Consider the following 16,391-nt stretch of genomic DNA (forward strand, 5'->3'; position numbering starts at 1 on the left):
CTGGAGCAAAGAAGTTAGGTGGGAGATCCACTGCTCATAAAAGCCCAATTGGTTTGGGTTAATAATCAGTGGGGATGAAGAACCCCCCCACTAATTAAAGTTTCACTTTATTTAGTATATAAAAAGGAGGCTTCTAACAAGAAGCCTCCTTTTTAATTAACTTTCTTCCCACTCTTCCTCATCAACCATAAGAAATAAGGTGCTCCAAGTACAGCGACGACAAGACCAGAAGGAATTTCTTTCGGATATGCAATTGTTCGGCCGAGTAAGTCAGCAATGGAAAGAAGAATTGCTCCAAACAGTGCTGAGCAAACGAATAGTCTTTGATGGTTCATACCAACAACAATTCTTGCTAAGTGAGGTGCGACAAGGCCTAAAAAGGCAATTGTACCGACAGCAGCGATATTTACTGACGCAAGTAGTGTCGCTAGCACAATTAGAGCAAGACGTGTTTTATTTACTGGTTGCCCAAGTCCAGTTGCTAAATCGTCTCCCAGTACGAGAACGTCAAGTTGTTTTATTAAGAAAAAGATAATGAATACAAGAATTAGAGATGGATATAGAATGATATTTTCTAAGTGATTCCACCCTCTTGCATACGTACTGCCAGATAACCATGTTAAAGCAGCGGCAACATTCAAATTGGCTCTAACGATAAAGATTTGAATAATTGCTGAGCCAAGCGCAGAAATACCAATCCCTATTAAAGCGAGAGCTGTTGGACTAAATCCTGATTTCCAAGAGAAGAAGAGGACAATTCCAACTGCAAGTAGTCCGCCAATAAATGCACCAATTGGTAGGAAGAAACCAGGAAGTGCAGGAAAGACATACATAATCGTTAAAGCACCGACACCAGCTCCCGATGAAATACCAATAATAGAAGGATCGGCAAGTGGGTTTCGTAATATACTTTGGAAAACAAGCCCACTTATTGCAAGGCATGCGCCAGCAATAGCAGCAACGAGCATTCTTGGTAAACGAAGATTCATCATCATATTTTTGTCAAATTGTGTTAATTGACCTGATATAACATTAGTAATGCTTTCGATATAAGCGTTACTACCGATTGTAACACCAAGAGCAATCGTCACAATACAAAGTGTGATAGATATAATGATTACCTTTTTATAAGAGTAATAGCGGGAACTAGCTCCAGCTGCATTCGCACCGTTATCATTCATATATTGTTTCGATTTCATCATTCGATACACTAAGTAAATAAGCCAAGGAGATCCAATCATTGCTGTGACTGCCCCAACAGGAAGTTCTGCACCGGTTGGATCTATTAATCTACCGACAACATCTGCTCCAAGCAATAATACTGCCCCCCATAAGAAAGAAGAGAGAAGAAGAGTAAAGTGTTGACGGTATCCGATAAGGCGCATTAAATGAGGTGCAACTAAGCCGACAAAGCCAATTGGTCCAACAACAGTAACAATTACTGCTGTTAAAAAGATTGCAGCAATGAAGGCGATAAGACGTGTTACTGCTGTTTTTTCACCAAGAGAAATAGCAACATCATCACCAAGTAAGAGAATGTTGAGTTTACGAGACATAAATAGTAAAACTAGGAAAGAAATAATGATAAATGGAAAAGCAAATTGAACGCCATCCCAGTTATTTTGAATAAGAGAGCCAGCTCCCCATAAAAATAAACCAGCTGTTTCATTTTCATAGAAAAGCTGCATCGTTCCGGTAAAGGCAGAGAGCATTAATGTAACGACCATACCAGCTAATGCCATTCTAAGTGGGGTTCCCTTTTTTCCACCAGAAATACGGTATACAAATAAAGCAGTAATAGCACCGCCGATAAATGTGAACAGAAGAGAATTAATTTGTAAATCTTTCGGTAAGAAAATTGTAGCCGCTACTAGAAAGAAATATGCGCCAGAGTGAATACCCATTGTACTGGATTCAGCAAGTGGATTTTTCGTTAACGTTTGTAAAATAACCCCTGATGCAGCAAGAGCGCCTCCAGCTAAAATGGCAATTACAGCTCTAGGTAATCGAAGCATAATTAAAGTTTGATGTTCTAGTGATTGGTTCGGTGAGATAAGAGCATCAATAATCATACTATAGGAAATGTTTGCTTGACCTTGTCCGATATGAATAAAGAAAAGGAGGAGCAAGAGAGCTGCTCCTCCTCCGAATACAAGACTTGCTCGAAGTGTATGTTGTAAGCTATTCATTGTGTAATCACTTCTTCGCTGTCATTACATCTGCTACTTGTGTTGCTAAAGATGTTGCAGACTCAGGACCACCGAAAATCCAAGTGTCGCCTTTTAATTTATACATTTTGTTTTCTTTTTTGAACTTTAATTCTTCCCAAGCAGGGTTGCCTTTTAGTTGCGTGTCAAAAATGTTATCTTCATCCGCTACAATGTAAATGAAGTTTGAATCTTGTACACTTTGTAATGATTCTACAGTTGTTTGTTTAAAACCATCTGGCTCAGATTTTCCTGCTTCAAAAGTATTTGTTAGACCTAATTTTTTTGTAACTTGTAAAGCTAAAGAATTGTCAGTTAAGATACGGAATGTTGGTACGTTTTTAGCAGTAAATGCTTGTGCCATTGCGATGTTTTTATCTTTTAAGTCTGCTTTCTCAATTTTTGCTTTTGCATCAGCGAATGCTTTATCCATATCAGCTAATACTTTTTTACCTTCTTCTTCTTTTCCAACTGCTTTTGCAATTTGTTTAAATGTTTCTGTCATTTCAGCAAAGTGATCGTTATTGCTTGTTGATGGATCAAACATAACTGTTGGTGCAATTTGCTCTAATTCATTTTTAATTGCTTTACCACGGAATGAAGCTGTAATAATTAAGTCTGGTTTTAAACGGCTAATTTCTTCTAAGTTTGGTTGTTGACGTGTCCCTACATCTACAACATCTTTACTCGGTTTTGTTTTTGTATTTACCCATTTATTATAATTCTTAATGTCTGCCATCCCTACTGGCTGAACACCAAGTGCTAATAAGTCTTCAGAATATACCCACTCAAGTACAACTACTTTTTTTGCTGGTTTATCTAACTTCGTTTCCCCTTCAGCGTGTTTAATTGTTAGAGCTTGATTTTTATTGTCCGCTTTTGTTTCTTTTTTCTCCTCTTTTTGCTGTCCGCATCCAACAGCGAATAGAAGAACTACTATGAAAATACTGAGAATTTTCTTCATCTTCTGCCCCCAAATTAAGTGTTTTTTGTAACTAGTACCATAAGTGAAAATGGTTATCAATTACAACACCCAAATCATACTATGAGGATATTTTAAGTGTCAATATATTTTTAAAATTTTGACGAAAAATAACGAACTATACGGATTTTTATATATTATAGTCGCTATTTATGAAGAATAAGCCTCTTTACTAAAAATATTGGCGAATGTGGAAAGTTTAAATGGGAAAGTGGCTGTGTACGATAGTGTAATGTGTATTGTTAATAGTCTGTGGAGATAAGGCGAAAGTACAAGCAAAAGGAGAGTGAATCGCATGTAATAATTACTAGAATGTATGGAGGAAATCTGTGTTTTATCCCCAACTAGGCAAAGTATTTCTTTGTTATTTAGATAGGTGTTTTTTAAGTCGGTGATTGCGCTAAAAAGATCGAATGTAAAGGAAGTGATCAACATGTCTTCATGGAGCAATAACGTAAATGGATATTGTGGGTGTAATAATCAAAATGGTGTACATGTTGATTCATGCTGTTTTAGTTGCGATGGGACAGTTCCTAAGGTTGGTCCAACCGGTCCGACGGGGGCAACAGGAGCAACAGGTGGCACAGGCCCAACGGGAGCAACAGGAGCAACAGGTGGCACAGGCCCAATGGGGGCGACAGGAGTAACAGGCGACACAGGTCCAACGGGAGCGACAGGAATAACAGGAGCAACAGGCCCAACGGGAGCGACAGGAATAACAGGGGCAACGGGTCCAACAGGAGCGACAGGAATAACAGGGGCAACAGGCCCAACGGGGGCGACAGGAATAACAGGGGCAACGGGTCCAACAGGCCCAACAGGAGCGACAGGTTCAACCGGGGCAACGGGAGCGACGGGTTCAACAGGAGTGACAGGCCCAACGGGAGCAACAGGCTCAACCGGTCCAACGGGAACGACGGGTTCAACAGGTCCGACAGGAGCAACAGGAGCGACGGGCTCAACGGGTTCAACCGGGGCTACAGGTACAAGTATCACGGCGACATATGCATTTGCAAATAATACGTCGGGAACAGCGATATCGGTAGTTCTTGGTGGAACGAATGTCCCGCTTCCAAATAATCAAAACATCGGTCCAGGAATTACTGTTTCTGGTGGAAACACAGTATTTACGGTTGCAAATGCTGGTAATTATTATATTTCATATACAATTAATATAACGGCTTCATTATTAGTCAGTTCACGGATTACAATTAATGGAGGGGCACTTGCTGGGACGATAAATTCTCCTGCGGTAGCAACCACATCATTTAGTGCAACAATTATTACAACTCTTGCAGCAGGAGATGCTATTAGTTTACAATTATTTGGTTTGTTAGCTGTCGCAACATTATCAACAACTACCCCAGGAGCAGTGTTAACGATAATAAGATTGAGCTAAGCCATAACTCTCTTACTCTTTTAAGATTAAGAGAGTTTCTACATATAATAAGAAGTTAATGAAGTAAAGCATAGTTATATAAAAGTCAGAATATTATGATTGTAACGCTATGGTGACTATAATATAATGAAAATAACCATCATGAATGAACATTCATTTATTTTTTATGTATTTGAAGGGGGAATGAAGGTGGAAAAACCATGGTTGAAAAGTTATCCAGAGGAAATTCCGAGTACGATTTCTTATGATATTCAGCCGCTTCATAGATATGTAGAACAGATGGCATCTCGCTACCCAGAAAAGAAAGCGCTTCACTTTTTAGGGAAGGATATTACGTTTTCGGACTTCCATGATAAGGTGAAGAGGTTTGCAAATTATCTTCAAAAGCTCGGTGTGGAAAAGGGTGATCGAGTTGCTATTATGTTGCCGAATTGTCCGCAAGCTGTAATTGGTTATTACGGCACATTACTTGCGGGAGGTATCGTAGTACAAACAAACCCACTGTATACAGAAAGAGAATTAGAATATCAGCTTCATGACTCGGGAGCAAAAGTAATTCTTTGTCTCGATTTAGTGTTTCCAAGAGTAACGAATGTTCAATCTGCTACAAAAATTGAGCATATTATCGTAACTCGTATTGCGGACTTTTTACCATTCCCTAAAAATCTATTGTATCCATTTGTGCAGAAAAAACAGTCAAATTTAGTTGTGAAAGTATCAGAGAGTGAAACGATTCATCTTTGGAATTCAGTAGAAAAAGAAGTGAATACGGATGTTGAGGTGCCTTGTGATCCTGAAAATGATCTAGCTCTTTTACAGTACACAGGAGGAACAACCGGATTTCCGAAAGGCGTTATGTTAACGCATAAAAACCTCGTCTCTAACACGTTAATGGGAGTTCAATGGTTATATAATTGCAAAGAAGGAGAAGAAGTCATTCTTGGGGTTCTTCCATTTTTCCACGTGTACGGCATGACGGCTGTTATGAATTTGAGTGTTATGCAAGGATACAAAATGGTCCTTATTCCAAAGTTTGATATGAAAATGGTTTTTGAAGCGATTAAGAAGCATAAAGTGACACTATTTCCAGGGGCACCAACTATTTATATCGCTCTTTTAAATAGCCCACTTTTAAAAGAATACGATATTTCTTCTATTCGTGCTTGTATTAGTGGGTCAGCACCACTACCAGTAGAAGTACAGGAAAAGTTCGAAACAGTTACAGGTGGTAAACTAGTAGAGGGATATGGTTTAACAGAATCCTCTCCGGTTACACATAGTAATTTTTTATGGGAAAAGCGGGTGCCAGGTAGCATTGGAGTTCCGTGGCCAGATACAGAAGCAATCATTATGTCACTTGAAACTGGTGAGGCATTACCGCCAGGAGAAATAGGGGAAATTGTAGTGAAAGGTCCTCAAATTATGAAAGGATACTGGAATAAGCCAGAGGAAACAGCGGCTGTATTGCAAGATGGCTGGCTCCATACAGGGGATGTTGGCTACATGGATGAAGATGGATTCTTCTATGTAAAAGATCGCAAGAAAGATATGATTGTTGCGAGTGGATTTAATGTGTATCCTCGTGAAGTTGAAGAAGTATTATATGAGCATGAAAAAGTGCAAGAAGTAGTGACAATTGGAGTTCCAGATCCGTACCGAGGAGAGACAGTTAAAGCATTTGTTGTGTTAAAAGAAGGTACGGAGTGCTCTGAGGAAGAATTAAATCAGTTTGCACGTAAATATTTAGCGGCTTATAAAGTGCCGAAAGTATATGAGTTTAGAGATGAATTGCCAAAAACGACAGTAGGGAAAATTTTACGCCGTGTTCTAATAGATGAAGAGAAGAGAAAGAATGAGGATGAGCAAACGGGCTAAGGCCCTTTCTTTTTGAAAAAATAGGATTGACACTTTTCTAAATAGTCAGTATTATAAGAATATGAATGACTATTCATTCAGTCATCTTCTTGAAGGGGACAGTAAAGTGAAGAAAAATAGACCGAAATACAATCAAATTATTGATGCGGCAGTCATTGTGATTGCGGAGAATGGGTACCACCAAGCGCAAGTTTCTAAAATCGCAAAGCAAGCTGGGGTAGCTGATGGCACGATTTATTTATATTTTAAAAATAAAGAAGATATATTAATATCCTTATTCCAAGAGAAGATGGGAGAATTTGTCGAAACAATTCGTCAAAAAACAGCAGGAATTGAAAGCGCTGTATCGAAGTTATTCATGTTGGTAGAAACGCACTTCTTGCTGTTGTCGCAAAATGATCCTCTTGCTATCGTTACGCAATTAGAGCTGAGGCAGTCCAATCAAGACTTGCGCCTTAAAATAAATGAAGTATTAAAAGGCTACTTACAAGTTATGGATGAGATTTTAGAGACTGGTATAAAACAAGGTGAATTTCAAGCAGATTTAAATGTTCGCGTGGCAAGACAAATGATCTTTGGAACAGTAGATGAAGTTGTGACCAATTGGGTAATGAGCGATCATAAGTATGATCTGGTCGCACTTTCAAAAACGGTACACGGGCTACTTATTGCAGCTTGTGGTTATCGTCAATAATGGGAGGGATCATGTTGAAATTCCTATCTGTAAGAGTTGAAGATCATATCGCGGTGGCGACATTAAATCACGCACCAGCGAATGCGATGTCTTCACAAGTTATGCATGACGTTACTGAATTAATTGATCAAGTGGAAAAGGATGATAACATTCGTGTTGTTGTTATTCACGGTGAAGGACGTTTCTTCTCAGCGGGAGCAGATATTAAAGAATTTACATCTGTTACTGAAGCGAAGCAAGCAACAGAATTAGCACAGCTTGGACAAGTTACGTTTGAGCGTGTTGAAAAATGTTCAAAACCAGTTATTGCGGCAATTCATGGAGCGGCACTGGGCGGCGGCCTTGAGTTTGCTATGTCTTGCCACATGCGCTTTGCAACTGAAAGTGCAAAACTTGGTTTACCTGAATTAACACTTGGATTAATTCCTGGCTTTGCAGGTACACAGCGCTTACCGCGTTATGTTGGGAAAGCGAAAGCTTGTGAAATGATGTTAACAAGTACACCAATTACTGGTGCAGAAGCATTAAAGTGGGGACTTGTTAACGGATTGTTCTCTGAAGAATCTCTTTTAGATGATACGCTTAAAGTTGCAAAACAAATTGCTGGAAAAAGTCCAGCAACAACTCGTGCTGTACTAGAGTTATTGCAAACGACAAAATCGTCTCATTACTATGAAGGTGTACAACGTGAATCACAGATTTTTGGTGAAGTATTTACGAGTGAAGATGGAAGAGAAGGTGTAGCTGCATTTTTAGAAAAGCGAAAACCTTCATTTAGTGGCAGGTAGTTCAATTATTTTTTTAATATAAATTAACAGAAAATTAAAATTGATAGAATCTTTCTGAAAAACAAGGGGGTAAATGGAATGAACATCTACGTACTCATGAAACGAACATTTGATACAGAAGAAAAAATCGTAATTAAAAACGGTGCAATTTACGATGGCGAAGCGGAATTCATCATCAACCCTTACGATGAATATGCAATTGAAGAAGCAATTCAAGTAAGAGACGCACAAGGTGGAGAAGTTACAGTTGTAACAGTTGGTGGCGAAGATAGTGAGAAAGAACTTCGTACTGCATTAGCAATGGGCTGTGATAAAGCTGTATTAATTAATATTGAAGATGATGTAGAAAATGGTGACCAGTTCACGACAGCAAAAGTGCTTGCTGAATATTTAAAAGATAAAGATGCAGATTTAATTTTAGGCGGAAACGTTGCAATTGATGGTGCATCTGGACAAGTAGGACCACGCGTAGCTGAAGCGTTAAATATTCCGTATGTAACGACAATTACAAAACTTGAAATTGACGGTACAAATGTGAAGATTGAGCGTGATGTTGAAGGTGATACAGAAGTGATTGCAACTTCATTACCAGTTTTAGTAACAGCACAGCAAGGTTTAAATGAACCGCGTTATCCATCGCTTCCAGGTATTATGAAAGCGAAGAAAAAGCCGCTAGAAGAATTAGAATTAGATGATTTAGATTTAGAAGAAGATGATGTGGAAGCAAAGACAAAAACAATTGAAATCTATTTGCCTCCTAAGAAAGATGCAGGAAAAGTGTTACAAGGCGAGCTGCAAGATCAAGTAAAAGAACTTGTATCGTTGCTCCATACAGAAGCGAAAGTAATCTAATAAAATACGAAATTATATATGCAGGAGGGAAAATCTATGGCTCGTAAAGTATTAGTAATGGGTGAAGTTCGTGATGGATCGCTACGTAACGTTTCTTTTGAAGCGGTAGCAGCAGCAAAAACAATTGCAGAAGGCGGTGAAGTAGTAGGTCTTCTAATTGGAGACAGCGTTGCCTCTTTTGCAAATGAATTGATTCATTACGGTGCAGATCGCGTTGTGACAGTTGAAAATGATAAATTAAAATCATATACATCTGATGGTTATGCACAAGCGTTTTTAGCTGTACATGCTGAAGAAAATCCAGAAGGTATCGTTTTTGGACATACAGCACTTGGTAAAGATTTATCACCAAAATTAGCAGCGAAGCTTGAAGCTGGTTTAGTTTCTGACGTAACTGCTTTAGAGGTTGAAGGTGGAAATGTTATCTTCACTCGTCCAATTTACTCTGGTAAAGCATTCGAGAAGAAGATTGTAACAGACGGCATCTTATTTGCGACAGTGCGTCCAAATAACATTGCAACTCTGGAAAAAGATGAGTCTCGCAGCGGTGACGTATCTTCTATTACAGTTGATGTGAAAGATTTACGTACAATCATTCAAGATGTTGTCCGTAAAACAGCAGAAGGTGTGGATCTTTCTGAAGCAAAAGTTATTATCGCTGGCGGACGTGGTGTGAAGAGTGAAGAAGGCTTTAAGCCATTAAAAGAGTTAGCAGACGTACTAGGCGGCGCTGTTGGGGCATCTCGTGGTGCTTGTGACGCTGAATACTGTGATTACTCATTACAAATTGGTCAAACTGGTAAAGTTGTTACGCCAGACTTATACATTGCATGTGGTATTTCTGGTGCGATTCAGCATTTAGCAGGTATGTCTAACTCAAAAATAATCGTTGCGATTAATAAAGATCCAGAAGCAAGTATCTTTAAAGTAGCTGACTATGGTATTGTCGGTGACTTATTCGAAGTTGTACCTCTTTTAACAGAAGAGTTTAAAAAGTTAAAAGTACATTCATGATTTAAGTACCCTTGAGTTCCAAGTGAAGTACCCCTATATATAGAAAAAGGTGAGAGATCCCCTGTCTCTCATCTTTTTAGTATTTAATCCGTATTTTTATATAGTATAAAGGAACATTTTTTTGTTACAATACATAACGATACATATTATTCGCCACGTATATAAGTTAATGATATACTCTTGGTAGAATATACTTGAAGGAGGAAATAAAATGGCAATTGTAAACGCAAATGACCAAAGCTTCGCAGCAGAAACTAGCGAAGGTGTTGTATTATTAGATTTCTGGGCACCTTGGTGTGGACCTTGTAAAATGATCGCTCCTGTATTAGAGGAAATTGATGCAGAACTAGGCGAAAAAGTAAAAGTAGTAAAAGTAGACGTTGATGAAAACCAAGAAACTGCTCGTCAATTCGAAGTAATGAGCATTCCAGCTCTTTTCGTATTAAAAGACGGTAAAGTAGTTGATCAAGCGTTAGGTTACAAACCGAAAGAAGCGTTAGTAGAATTAGTTTCTAAACACTTCTAAAATAAAAAAGCTACCATTTGGTAGCTTTTTTTATTTTCTTTTTTACAGTCTTTCCGTTACAATAAAAGAACGTATGTTGGGTGTTTGGGCATAGTATGTTTTCAAGGGAAAATAAAAATGCTAAGTATGTAGAAATGGAGGGAGACGAGTGCACGAACATTTGAAAGAGAAGTTGGCTATTTTACCAGATCAACCTGGTTGTTATTTGATGAAAGATAAGCAAGGAACGGTTATATATGTCGGAAAGGCAAAAGTGCTTAAAAATCGTGTGCGCTCGTACTTTACTGGTTCACATGATGGGAAAACACTGCGGCTTGTAGGAGAAATTGTTGATTTTGAATATATTGTAACCTCTTCGAATTTAGAAGCACTTATTTTAGAGTTAAATCTAATTAAAAAATATGATCCGAAATATAATATTCAATTAAAAGATGATAAAACATATCCTTTTATTAAAATTACGGCGGAGAAGCAACCGCGCTTACTCATTACTCGAAACGTAAAAAAGGATAAAGGGAAATATTTTGGTCCTTATCCAAATGCACAATCTGCTCATGAAACGAAAAAACTGCTAGATCGTATGTATCCACTTCGGAAATGCACGAATATGCCAGATAAAGTGTGTTTGTATTATCATATGGGTCAATGTTTAGCGCCTTGTGTGAAAGAAGTGACGGAAGAACAAAATAAAGAAATTGTAGATGAAATTATTAAGTTTTTAAATGGTGGACATAAAGAAGTTCGTTCAGAACTAGAAATAAAAATGTATGAGGCCTCAGAGAAACTAGAGTTTGAACGTGCAAAAGAGTTGCGTGATCAAATTGCTCATATTGATGCGATTATGGAAAAACAAAAGATGATTATGAGTGACTTAGTGGATCGTGATGTGTTTGGATATGCAGTGGATAAAGGATGGATGTGTGTTCAAGTTTTCTTCGTTCGAAAAGGAAAGCTAATTGAACGTGATGTTTCTATGTTTCCAATTTACGATGAACCAGAAGAGGGTTTTTTAACGTTTATCGGCCAATTTTATGAAAACAGTAGTCATTTTAAGCCGAAGGAAATTGTCGTTCCAGGAAGTATAGACTCGGAATTAGTAGAGCGCTTTTTAGAAGTGGAAGCGACGCAGCCGAAACGTGGTAAGAAAAAAGACCTTGTAGAATTGGCAAATAAAAATGCGAAGATTGCTCTTGAAGAGAAGTTTTACTTAATTGAACGTGATGAAGAACGAACGATTAAAGCGGTAGATCATTTAGGGAAGCAGCTTGGGATTGAAACGCCGTATCGTATTGAAGCGTTTGATAACTCAAATATTCAAGGAACAAATCCCGTTTCTGCAATGATTGCTTTTATCGATGGGAAACCGGCGAAGAAAGAGTATCGAAAATATAAAATTAAAACGGTTCAAGGGCCAGATGATTATGAGTCTATGAGAGAAGTTGTGAGGCGCCGTTATACAAGGGCGCTTAAAGAAAATTCACCTTTACCTGATTTGATTATTATTGATGGAGGAAAAGGCCATCTAGCGGCTGCAAGTGATATTTTAGAGAATGAGCTCGGATTATATATTCCGATGGCAGGTCTTGTAAAAGATGATAAACATAAAACCTCCCATTTAATTATTGGGGATCCACCGGAACCTGTGATGCTTGAGAGAAATAGCCAAGAATTTTATTTATTGCAGCGTATTCAAGATGAGGTGCATCGATTTGCGATTACATTCCATCGTCAATTACATGGGAAATCTGTCATTCAATCAGCATTGGATGATATTCCAGGAATCGGTGATAAACGGAAAAAGGTATTGTTAAAACATTTTGGTTCATTAAAGAAGATGAAAGAAGCTTCTATAGAGGAATTTGTCGAAGCGGGTATGCCGAAAAATGTCGCGGAGACGATTTATACGTATTTAACAGATAAGAAGACGTTGTAGTTTACAACGTCTTCTGTTTTTTGGTATAATTTCTGAAGATTTAAAATAAACTCATCTGAATGAAAATACAAAAAAGTCAACTAAACTGATATGTCTAGTTGACTGTAGGTAATGCTTACACTTCAATGAGATCTTTTATATCCCATTTTACAAGAAATGTAATAGAGTCAGAACGTTTTTTCTTTTCTTCGTATGACTCTGCAACGACGTTCCGTTGCTTTTGGATTTGTTCAGCGATGAATCCGGCTTCTAGTTGATAAGAAGAATGTCGTTTTTGTTTTTGACGTTCTGCGATGAGTGTGCCTTTAAGTTGGAACTGCATTTCACGACGCTTATGTTCAACAATGCTTAAAGTGCCCCAGCCAGCCTTTTCAAAGAACTGAATGACTTCTTCAATTGTTTCTAGCGGATATTTTCTTGCAAGGTTTCTACCAGACCAGTATAAAATACCATCTAAATCGTTGCCGATTAAATCAGGTAGTAATTCTTCACGTAGCAATTCATAAGCGAAGGCGTTCAATGAAACATCTTCTAAAGATGTTGTATCGATTGTATTTTTACTCACAATATTCCCCTCTTTCTATAGGGATTATTATATAACATTTCACATTTATAAAAACAGATTTTTCTTTAGGAAAATCTGAATATATAAGAAGAAAAAAAGAATTGGCAAATTATATGCAAATTATGTATACGTTTTCTTGACGCTTCGACAAAAATAGGAGTAAAATGAACTTGGTATCAAATTATGCTGAAATATTTCGAATAATTTTTTCAGTTTTTCTTATGCCAATAGTGAAAAAACATTATTGTCATAAACTAATCTGAAAACAGCAGTCAAACATTCAAGGGGGGTAATGGGGACATGAAAGGCCGCGAGTATACGTTTCGTAAGTGGCACTCATTAATGGGGGTCATCCCGGTTGGTGTCTTTTTGACGCAACATTTAATTGTAAACAACTTTGCAACACGAGGAGCAGAGGCTTTTAACAAAGCTGCAGGCTTTATGGAGCTCCTTCCATTCCGGTATGCGCTAGAAATTTTCATCATCTTTTTACCGATACTGTACCATGCTATATATGGCTTATATATTGCATTTACAGCTAAGAACAATGCGGTTTCTTACGGTTATTTCCGTAACTGGATGTTCGTCTTCCAAAGAATTTCAGGTATCGTTACGCTGATCTTCATTTCTTGGCACGTCTGGGAAACTCGTATTCAAGCAATGTTAGGTAAAGAGGTAAACTATGATATGATGGCAGATATTTTAAACAATCCAGCTATGTTTGCATTCTACTTAGTTGGTGTTGTTTCAACAATTTTCCACTTTGCAAATGGACTATGGACATTCTGCATCAGCTGGGGAATTACAGTATCTCCACGTTCACAAAGAATCTCTACTTATGTAACATTAGCTATTTTCTTAGGTTTATCTTATGTAGGTGTGAGTGCATTATTAGCGTTCATCGATCCACAGCTAGCAAACCAGTAAGGAGTGGGAGAGCATGAAAGGGAAACTTATAGTAGTCGGCGGTGGCTTGGCTGGCTTAATGGCAACGATTAAAGCGGCAGAAGCAGGAGTAAATGTTGAACTGTTTTCTTTAGTACCAGTAAAACGTTCACATTCTGTATGTGCTCAGGGCGGAATTAACGGTGCCGTAAATACGAAAGGTGAAGGGGATTCTCCATGGATCCACTTTGACGATACAATTTATGGTGGGGACTTCTTAGCGAACCAACCACCAGTTAAAGCAATGTGTGAAGCAGCACCTGGTATCATTCATTTAATGGACCGTATGGGTGTTATGTTCAACCGTACGGAAGAAGGACTTCTTGATTTCCGTCGATTTGGTGGAACGCAACATCACCGTACAGCATTTGCTGGTGCAACAACTGGACAGCAATTACTTTACGCATTAGATGAGCAAGTACGTCGTCACGAAGTAGCAGGACTTGTAACGAAATATGAAGGTTGGGATTTCTTACGAGCTGTTGTTGATGATGAAGGTGTGTGCCGAGGAATCGTTGCACAAGACTTACAAACTATGGAGATTAGAAGTTTCGGAGCAGATGCCGTGATTATGGCAACAGGGGGCCCTGGTATCATTTTCGGAAAATCAACAAACTCCATTATCAATACAGGTACAGCAGCTTCTGCTGTATATCAACAAGGCGCATATTATGCAAACGGTGAGTTCATTCAAATTCACCCAACGGCAATTCCTGGAGACGATAAATTACGTCTTATGAGTGAATCTGCACGTGGTGAAGGTGGACGTGTTTGGACATATAAAGATGGTAAACCATGGTACTTCTTAGAAGAAAAATATCCGGCTTACGGAAACCTTGTACCTCGTGACATCGCAACGCGTGAAATCTTTGATGTTTGCGTAGAGCAAAAACTAGGTATTAACGGTGAAAACATGGTGTACTTAGATCTTTCTCATAAAGATCCAAAAGAACTAGATATTAAACTAGGTGGAATTATTGAAATCTATGAGAAATTTACAGGGGATGATCCTCGTAAACTACCGATGAAAATCTTCCCAGCTGTTCACTATTCAATGGGCGGACTATGGGTTGATTATAAACAGATGACAAATATTCCAGGTTTATTTGCAGCAGGTGAGTGTGATTATTCTATGCACGGTGGTAACCGTCTTGGCGCGAACTCACTATTATCAGCAATTTATGGTGGTATGGTAGCAGGACCAAACGCAATTGAGTATATGAAAGGTCTTTCTAAATCATCTGATGCTGTTTCATCTACTGTATATGAGCAAAATGAATTAATCGAAACAGAGAAATTTAACAATATTTTAACGATGGATGGTAACGAAAATGCGTATGTTCTTCATAAAGAGCTTGGAGAATGGATGACAGATAACGTTACAGTAGTTCGTGAAAATAAAAAATTATTAGAAACAGATGCGAAAATTGAAGAATTAATGGCTCGTTACAAACGTATTAACATTAACGATACAGCAAGATGGAGTAACCAAGGTGCTTCATTTACACGCCAACTTGCAAATATGTTTGAGTTAGCACGTGTTATTACAATTGGCGCATATAACCGTAATGAGAGCCGTGGGGCGCATTACAAACCTGAATTCCCAAATCGTGATGATGCAAACTTCTTAAAAACTACGATGGCAAAATTTGAGGGAGAAGGAAATGCACCAGCATTCCATTACGAGGACGTTGATATTTCGTTAATTAAACCGCGTAAACGTGATTATTCTTCAAAACACGATGTAGCTGCTAAGGGTGAAGAGAAGGGGGATAAACAACATGTCTGAGAAAACAATCCGCCTCATCATTACGAGACAAGACGGGCCAGATGCGCAAGCGTTTGACCAAGAATTTGAAATTCCATATCGTCCGAATATGAATATTATCTCAGCACTTATGGAAATCCGTCGTAATCCTGTTGATTCAAAAGGGAACCAAACAACTCCGATTGCATGGGATATGAACTGCTTAGAGGAAGTATGTGGTGCATGTTCGATGGTGATTAACGGAAAACCACGTCAATCATGTACGGCACTTATTGATCAATTAGAGCAACCAATTCGCTTAAAACCGATGAAGACATTCCCGGTTGTACGTGACTTACAAGTTGATCGTAGTCGCATGTTTAATGCTCTAAAACGCGTTAAAGCGTGGATTCCAATTGATGGTACGTATGACCTAGGTCCAGGACCAAGAATGCCTGAGAAAAAGCGTCAATGGGCTTATGAGCTTTCAAAATGTATGACATGTGGTGTTTGCTTAGAATCATGTCCAAACGTAAACAGTAAGTCTGACTTTATTGGACCAGCACCGTTATCACAAGCTCGCTTATTCAACTCACATCCAACGGGTGAAATGCATAAAGCAGATCGCTTACGTGCAATTATGGGAGATGGAGGACTAGCAAACTGTGGTAACTCTCAAAACTGTGTGCAATCATGTCCGAAGGGTATTCCTTTAACAACTTCAATTGCGGCATTAAACCGTGATACAACAATTCAATCGTTCAAAGATTTCTTTGGTAGCGATAATAACTATTAATAAATATTGCCTCTTCATATCGAAGAGGCAATATTTATAACTATATTTTTCTGTTTATTCTGTTTATT

Annotated in this window: 14 protein-coding genes; 11 read left to right on the forward strand and 3 right to left on the reverse strand. The window is 38.4% G+C overall.

Features of this window, described 5'->3' with window-relative positions; all coding sequences use genetic code 11:
• Positions 1–152: 152 nt before the first annotated feature.
• The gene (gene fhuB, locus ACTFRM_RS14995; RefSeq protein ID WP_001087088.1) at positions 153–2,189 is read right to left on the reverse strand and encodes a Fe(3+)-hydroxamate ABC transporter permease FhuB; all 2,037 of its coding nucleotides are present in this window, start codon (positions 2,187–2,189) and stop codon (positions 153–155) included.
• A gap of 7 nt (positions 2,190–2,196) precedes the next feature.
• On the reverse strand, positions 2,197–3,171 hold the full coding sequence (locus ACTFRM_RS15000) for an ABC transporter substrate-binding protein (protein WP_000722826.1): 975 nt from the start codon (positions 3,169–3,171) through the stop codon (positions 2,197–2,199).
• A 451-nt stretch (positions 3,172–3,622) separates the two neighbouring features.
• On the opposite strand from ACTFRM_RS15000, the gene ACTFRM_RS15005 reads away from it, so the two are divergent.
• The 8 genes from ACTFRM_RS15005 to uvrC all read left to right on the forward strand — a co-directional run bounded on the left by ACTFRM_RS15005 (position 3,623) and on the right by uvrC (position 12,270).
• Entirely contained in the window at positions 3,623–4,588 is a 966-nt protein-coding gene (locus tag ACTFRM_RS15005) for a BclA C-terminal domain-containing protein (RefSeq protein ID WP_440043443.1), read from the forward strand.
• A gap of 189 nt (positions 4,589–4,777) precedes the next feature.
• Positions 4,778–6,463, forward strand: a complete 1,686-nt coding sequence (locus ACTFRM_RS15010) for a long-chain-fatty-acid--CoA ligase (protein ID WP_000414743.1) — start codon at positions 4,778–4,780, stop codon at positions 6,461–6,463.
• Between the two features lie 106 nt (positions 6,464–6,569).
• Positions 6,570–7,157, forward strand: coding sequence for a TetR/AcrR family transcriptional regulator (locus ACTFRM_RS15015; protein WP_000742223.1), 588 nt, complete (start codon positions 6,570–6,572; stop codon positions 7,155–7,157).
• 11 nt (positions 7,158–7,168) lie between these two features.
• Positions 7,169–7,945: an enoyl-CoA hydratase gene (locus tag ACTFRM_RS15020; RefSeq protein ID WP_000911292.1), complete on the forward strand. Its 777-nt coding sequence runs from the start codon at positions 7,169–7,171 to the stop codon at positions 7,943–7,945.
• Between the two features lie 78 nt (positions 7,946–8,023).
• The gene (gene etfB, locus ACTFRM_RS15025) at positions 8,024–8,797 is read left to right on the forward strand and encodes an electron transfer flavoprotein subunit beta (RefSeq protein WP_001029028.1); all 774 of its coding nucleotides are present in this window, start codon (positions 8,024–8,026) and stop codon (positions 8,795–8,797) included.
• 36 nt (positions 8,798–8,833) lie between these two features.
• Positions 8,834–9,811 carry an electron transfer flavoprotein subunit alpha gene (gene etfA, locus ACTFRM_RS15030; RefSeq protein WP_000101945.1) on the forward strand — a complete coding sequence of 326 codons (978 nt, stop codon included), beginning with the start codon at positions 8,834–8,836 and terminating at the stop codon, positions 9,809–9,811.
• A gap of 211 nt (positions 9,812–10,022) precedes the next feature.
• Positions 10,023–10,337 (forward strand): thioredoxin, encoded by a 315-nt coding sequence (trxA, locus tag ACTFRM_RS15035; protein WP_001018943.1) that lies wholly within the window; start codon positions 10,023–10,025, stop codon positions 10,335–10,337.
• 148 nt (positions 10,338–10,485) lie between these two features.
• Entirely contained in the window at positions 10,486–12,270 is a 1,785-nt protein-coding gene (gene uvrC, locus ACTFRM_RS15040; RefSeq protein ID WP_000544296.1) for an excinuclease ABC subunit C, read from the forward strand.
• A gap of 115 nt (positions 12,271–12,385) precedes the next feature.
• Here uvrC and ACTFRM_RS15045 read toward each other — a convergent pair whose 3' ends face one another.
• A complete protein-coding gene (locus ACTFRM_RS15045) occupies positions 12,386–12,835 on the reverse strand; it encodes a YslB family protein (protein WP_000042226.1) in 450 nt (149 codons plus the stop codon).
• A 300-nt stretch (positions 12,836–13,135) separates the two neighbouring features.
• On the opposite strand from ACTFRM_RS15045, the gene sdhC reads away from it, so the two are divergent.
• Genes sdhC through sdhB form a run of 3 tightly spaced genes read left to right on the forward strand, consistent with a single transcriptional unit; the run spans position 13,136 to position 16,323 of the window.
• Positions 13,136–13,762, forward strand: coding sequence for a succinate dehydrogenase cytochrome B558 (gene sdhC / locus ACTFRM_RS15050; protein WP_000678354.1), 627 nt, complete (start codon positions 13,136–13,138; stop codon positions 13,760–13,762).
• Between the two features lie 13 nt (positions 13,763–13,775).
• Positions 13,776–15,569, forward strand: a complete 1,794-nt coding sequence (sdhA, locus tag ACTFRM_RS15055) for a succinate dehydrogenase flavoprotein subunit (protein ID WP_000676750.1) — start codon at positions 13,776–13,778, stop codon at positions 15,567–15,569.
• Entirely contained in the window at positions 15,562–16,323 is a 762-nt protein-coding gene (sdhB, locus tag ACTFRM_RS15060) for a succinate dehydrogenase iron-sulfur subunit (protein WP_001291827.1), read from the forward strand. Before sdhA ends, sdhB begins: the two co-directional genes overlap by 8 nt.
• Positions 16,324–16,391: the final 68 nt, after the last annotated feature.

It is taken from the genome of Bacillus cereus group sp. MYBK227-1, assembly GCF_051916325.1.
Taxonomy (GTDB): domain Bacteria; phylum Bacillota; class Bacilli; order Bacillales; family Bacillaceae_G; genus Bacillus_A; species Bacillus_A cereus.

What these genes read in the sequence shown, in the direction of transcription:
- sdhC (WP_000678354.1), top strand. Translation starts at nt 13,136, where the DNA reads ATGAAAGGCCGCGAGTATACGTTTCGTAAGTGGCACTCATTAATGGGG.
- ACTFRM_RS15020 (WP_000911292.1), top strand. Translation starts at nt 7,169, where the DNA reads ATGTTGAAATTCCTATCTGTAAGAGTTGAAGATCATATCGCGGTGGCG.
- sdhA (WP_000676750.1), top strand. Translation starts at nt 13,776, where the DNA reads ATGAAAGGGAAACTTATAGTAGTCGGCGGTGGCTTGGCTGGCTTAATG.
- sdhB (WP_001291827.1), top strand. Translation starts at nt 15,562, where the DNA reads ATGTCTGAGAAAACAATCCGCCTCATCATTACGAGACAAGACGGGCCA.
- fhuB (WP_001087088.1), bottom strand. Translation starts at nt 2,189, where the DNA reads ATGAATAGCTTACAACATACACTTCGAGCAAGTCTTGTATTCGGAGGA.
- ACTFRM_RS15005 (WP_440043443.1), top strand. Translation starts at nt 3,623, where the DNA reads ATGTCTTCATGGAGCAATAACGTAAATGGATATTGTGGGTGTAATAAT.
- trxA (WP_001018943.1), top strand. Translation starts at nt 10,023, where the DNA reads ATGGCAATTGTAAACGCAAATGACCAAAGCTTCGCAGCAGAAACTAGC.
- etfA (WP_000101945.1), top strand. Translation starts at nt 8,834, where the DNA reads ATGGCTCGTAAAGTATTAGTAATGGGTGAAGTTCGTGATGGATCGCTA.
- etfB (WP_001029028.1), top strand. Translation starts at nt 8,024, where the DNA reads ATGAACATCTACGTACTCATGAAACGAACATTTGATACAGAAGAAAAA.
- ACTFRM_RS15000 (WP_000722826.1), bottom strand. Translation starts at nt 3,171, where the DNA reads ATGAAGAAAATTCTCAGTATTTTCATAGTAGTTCTTCTATTCGCTGTT.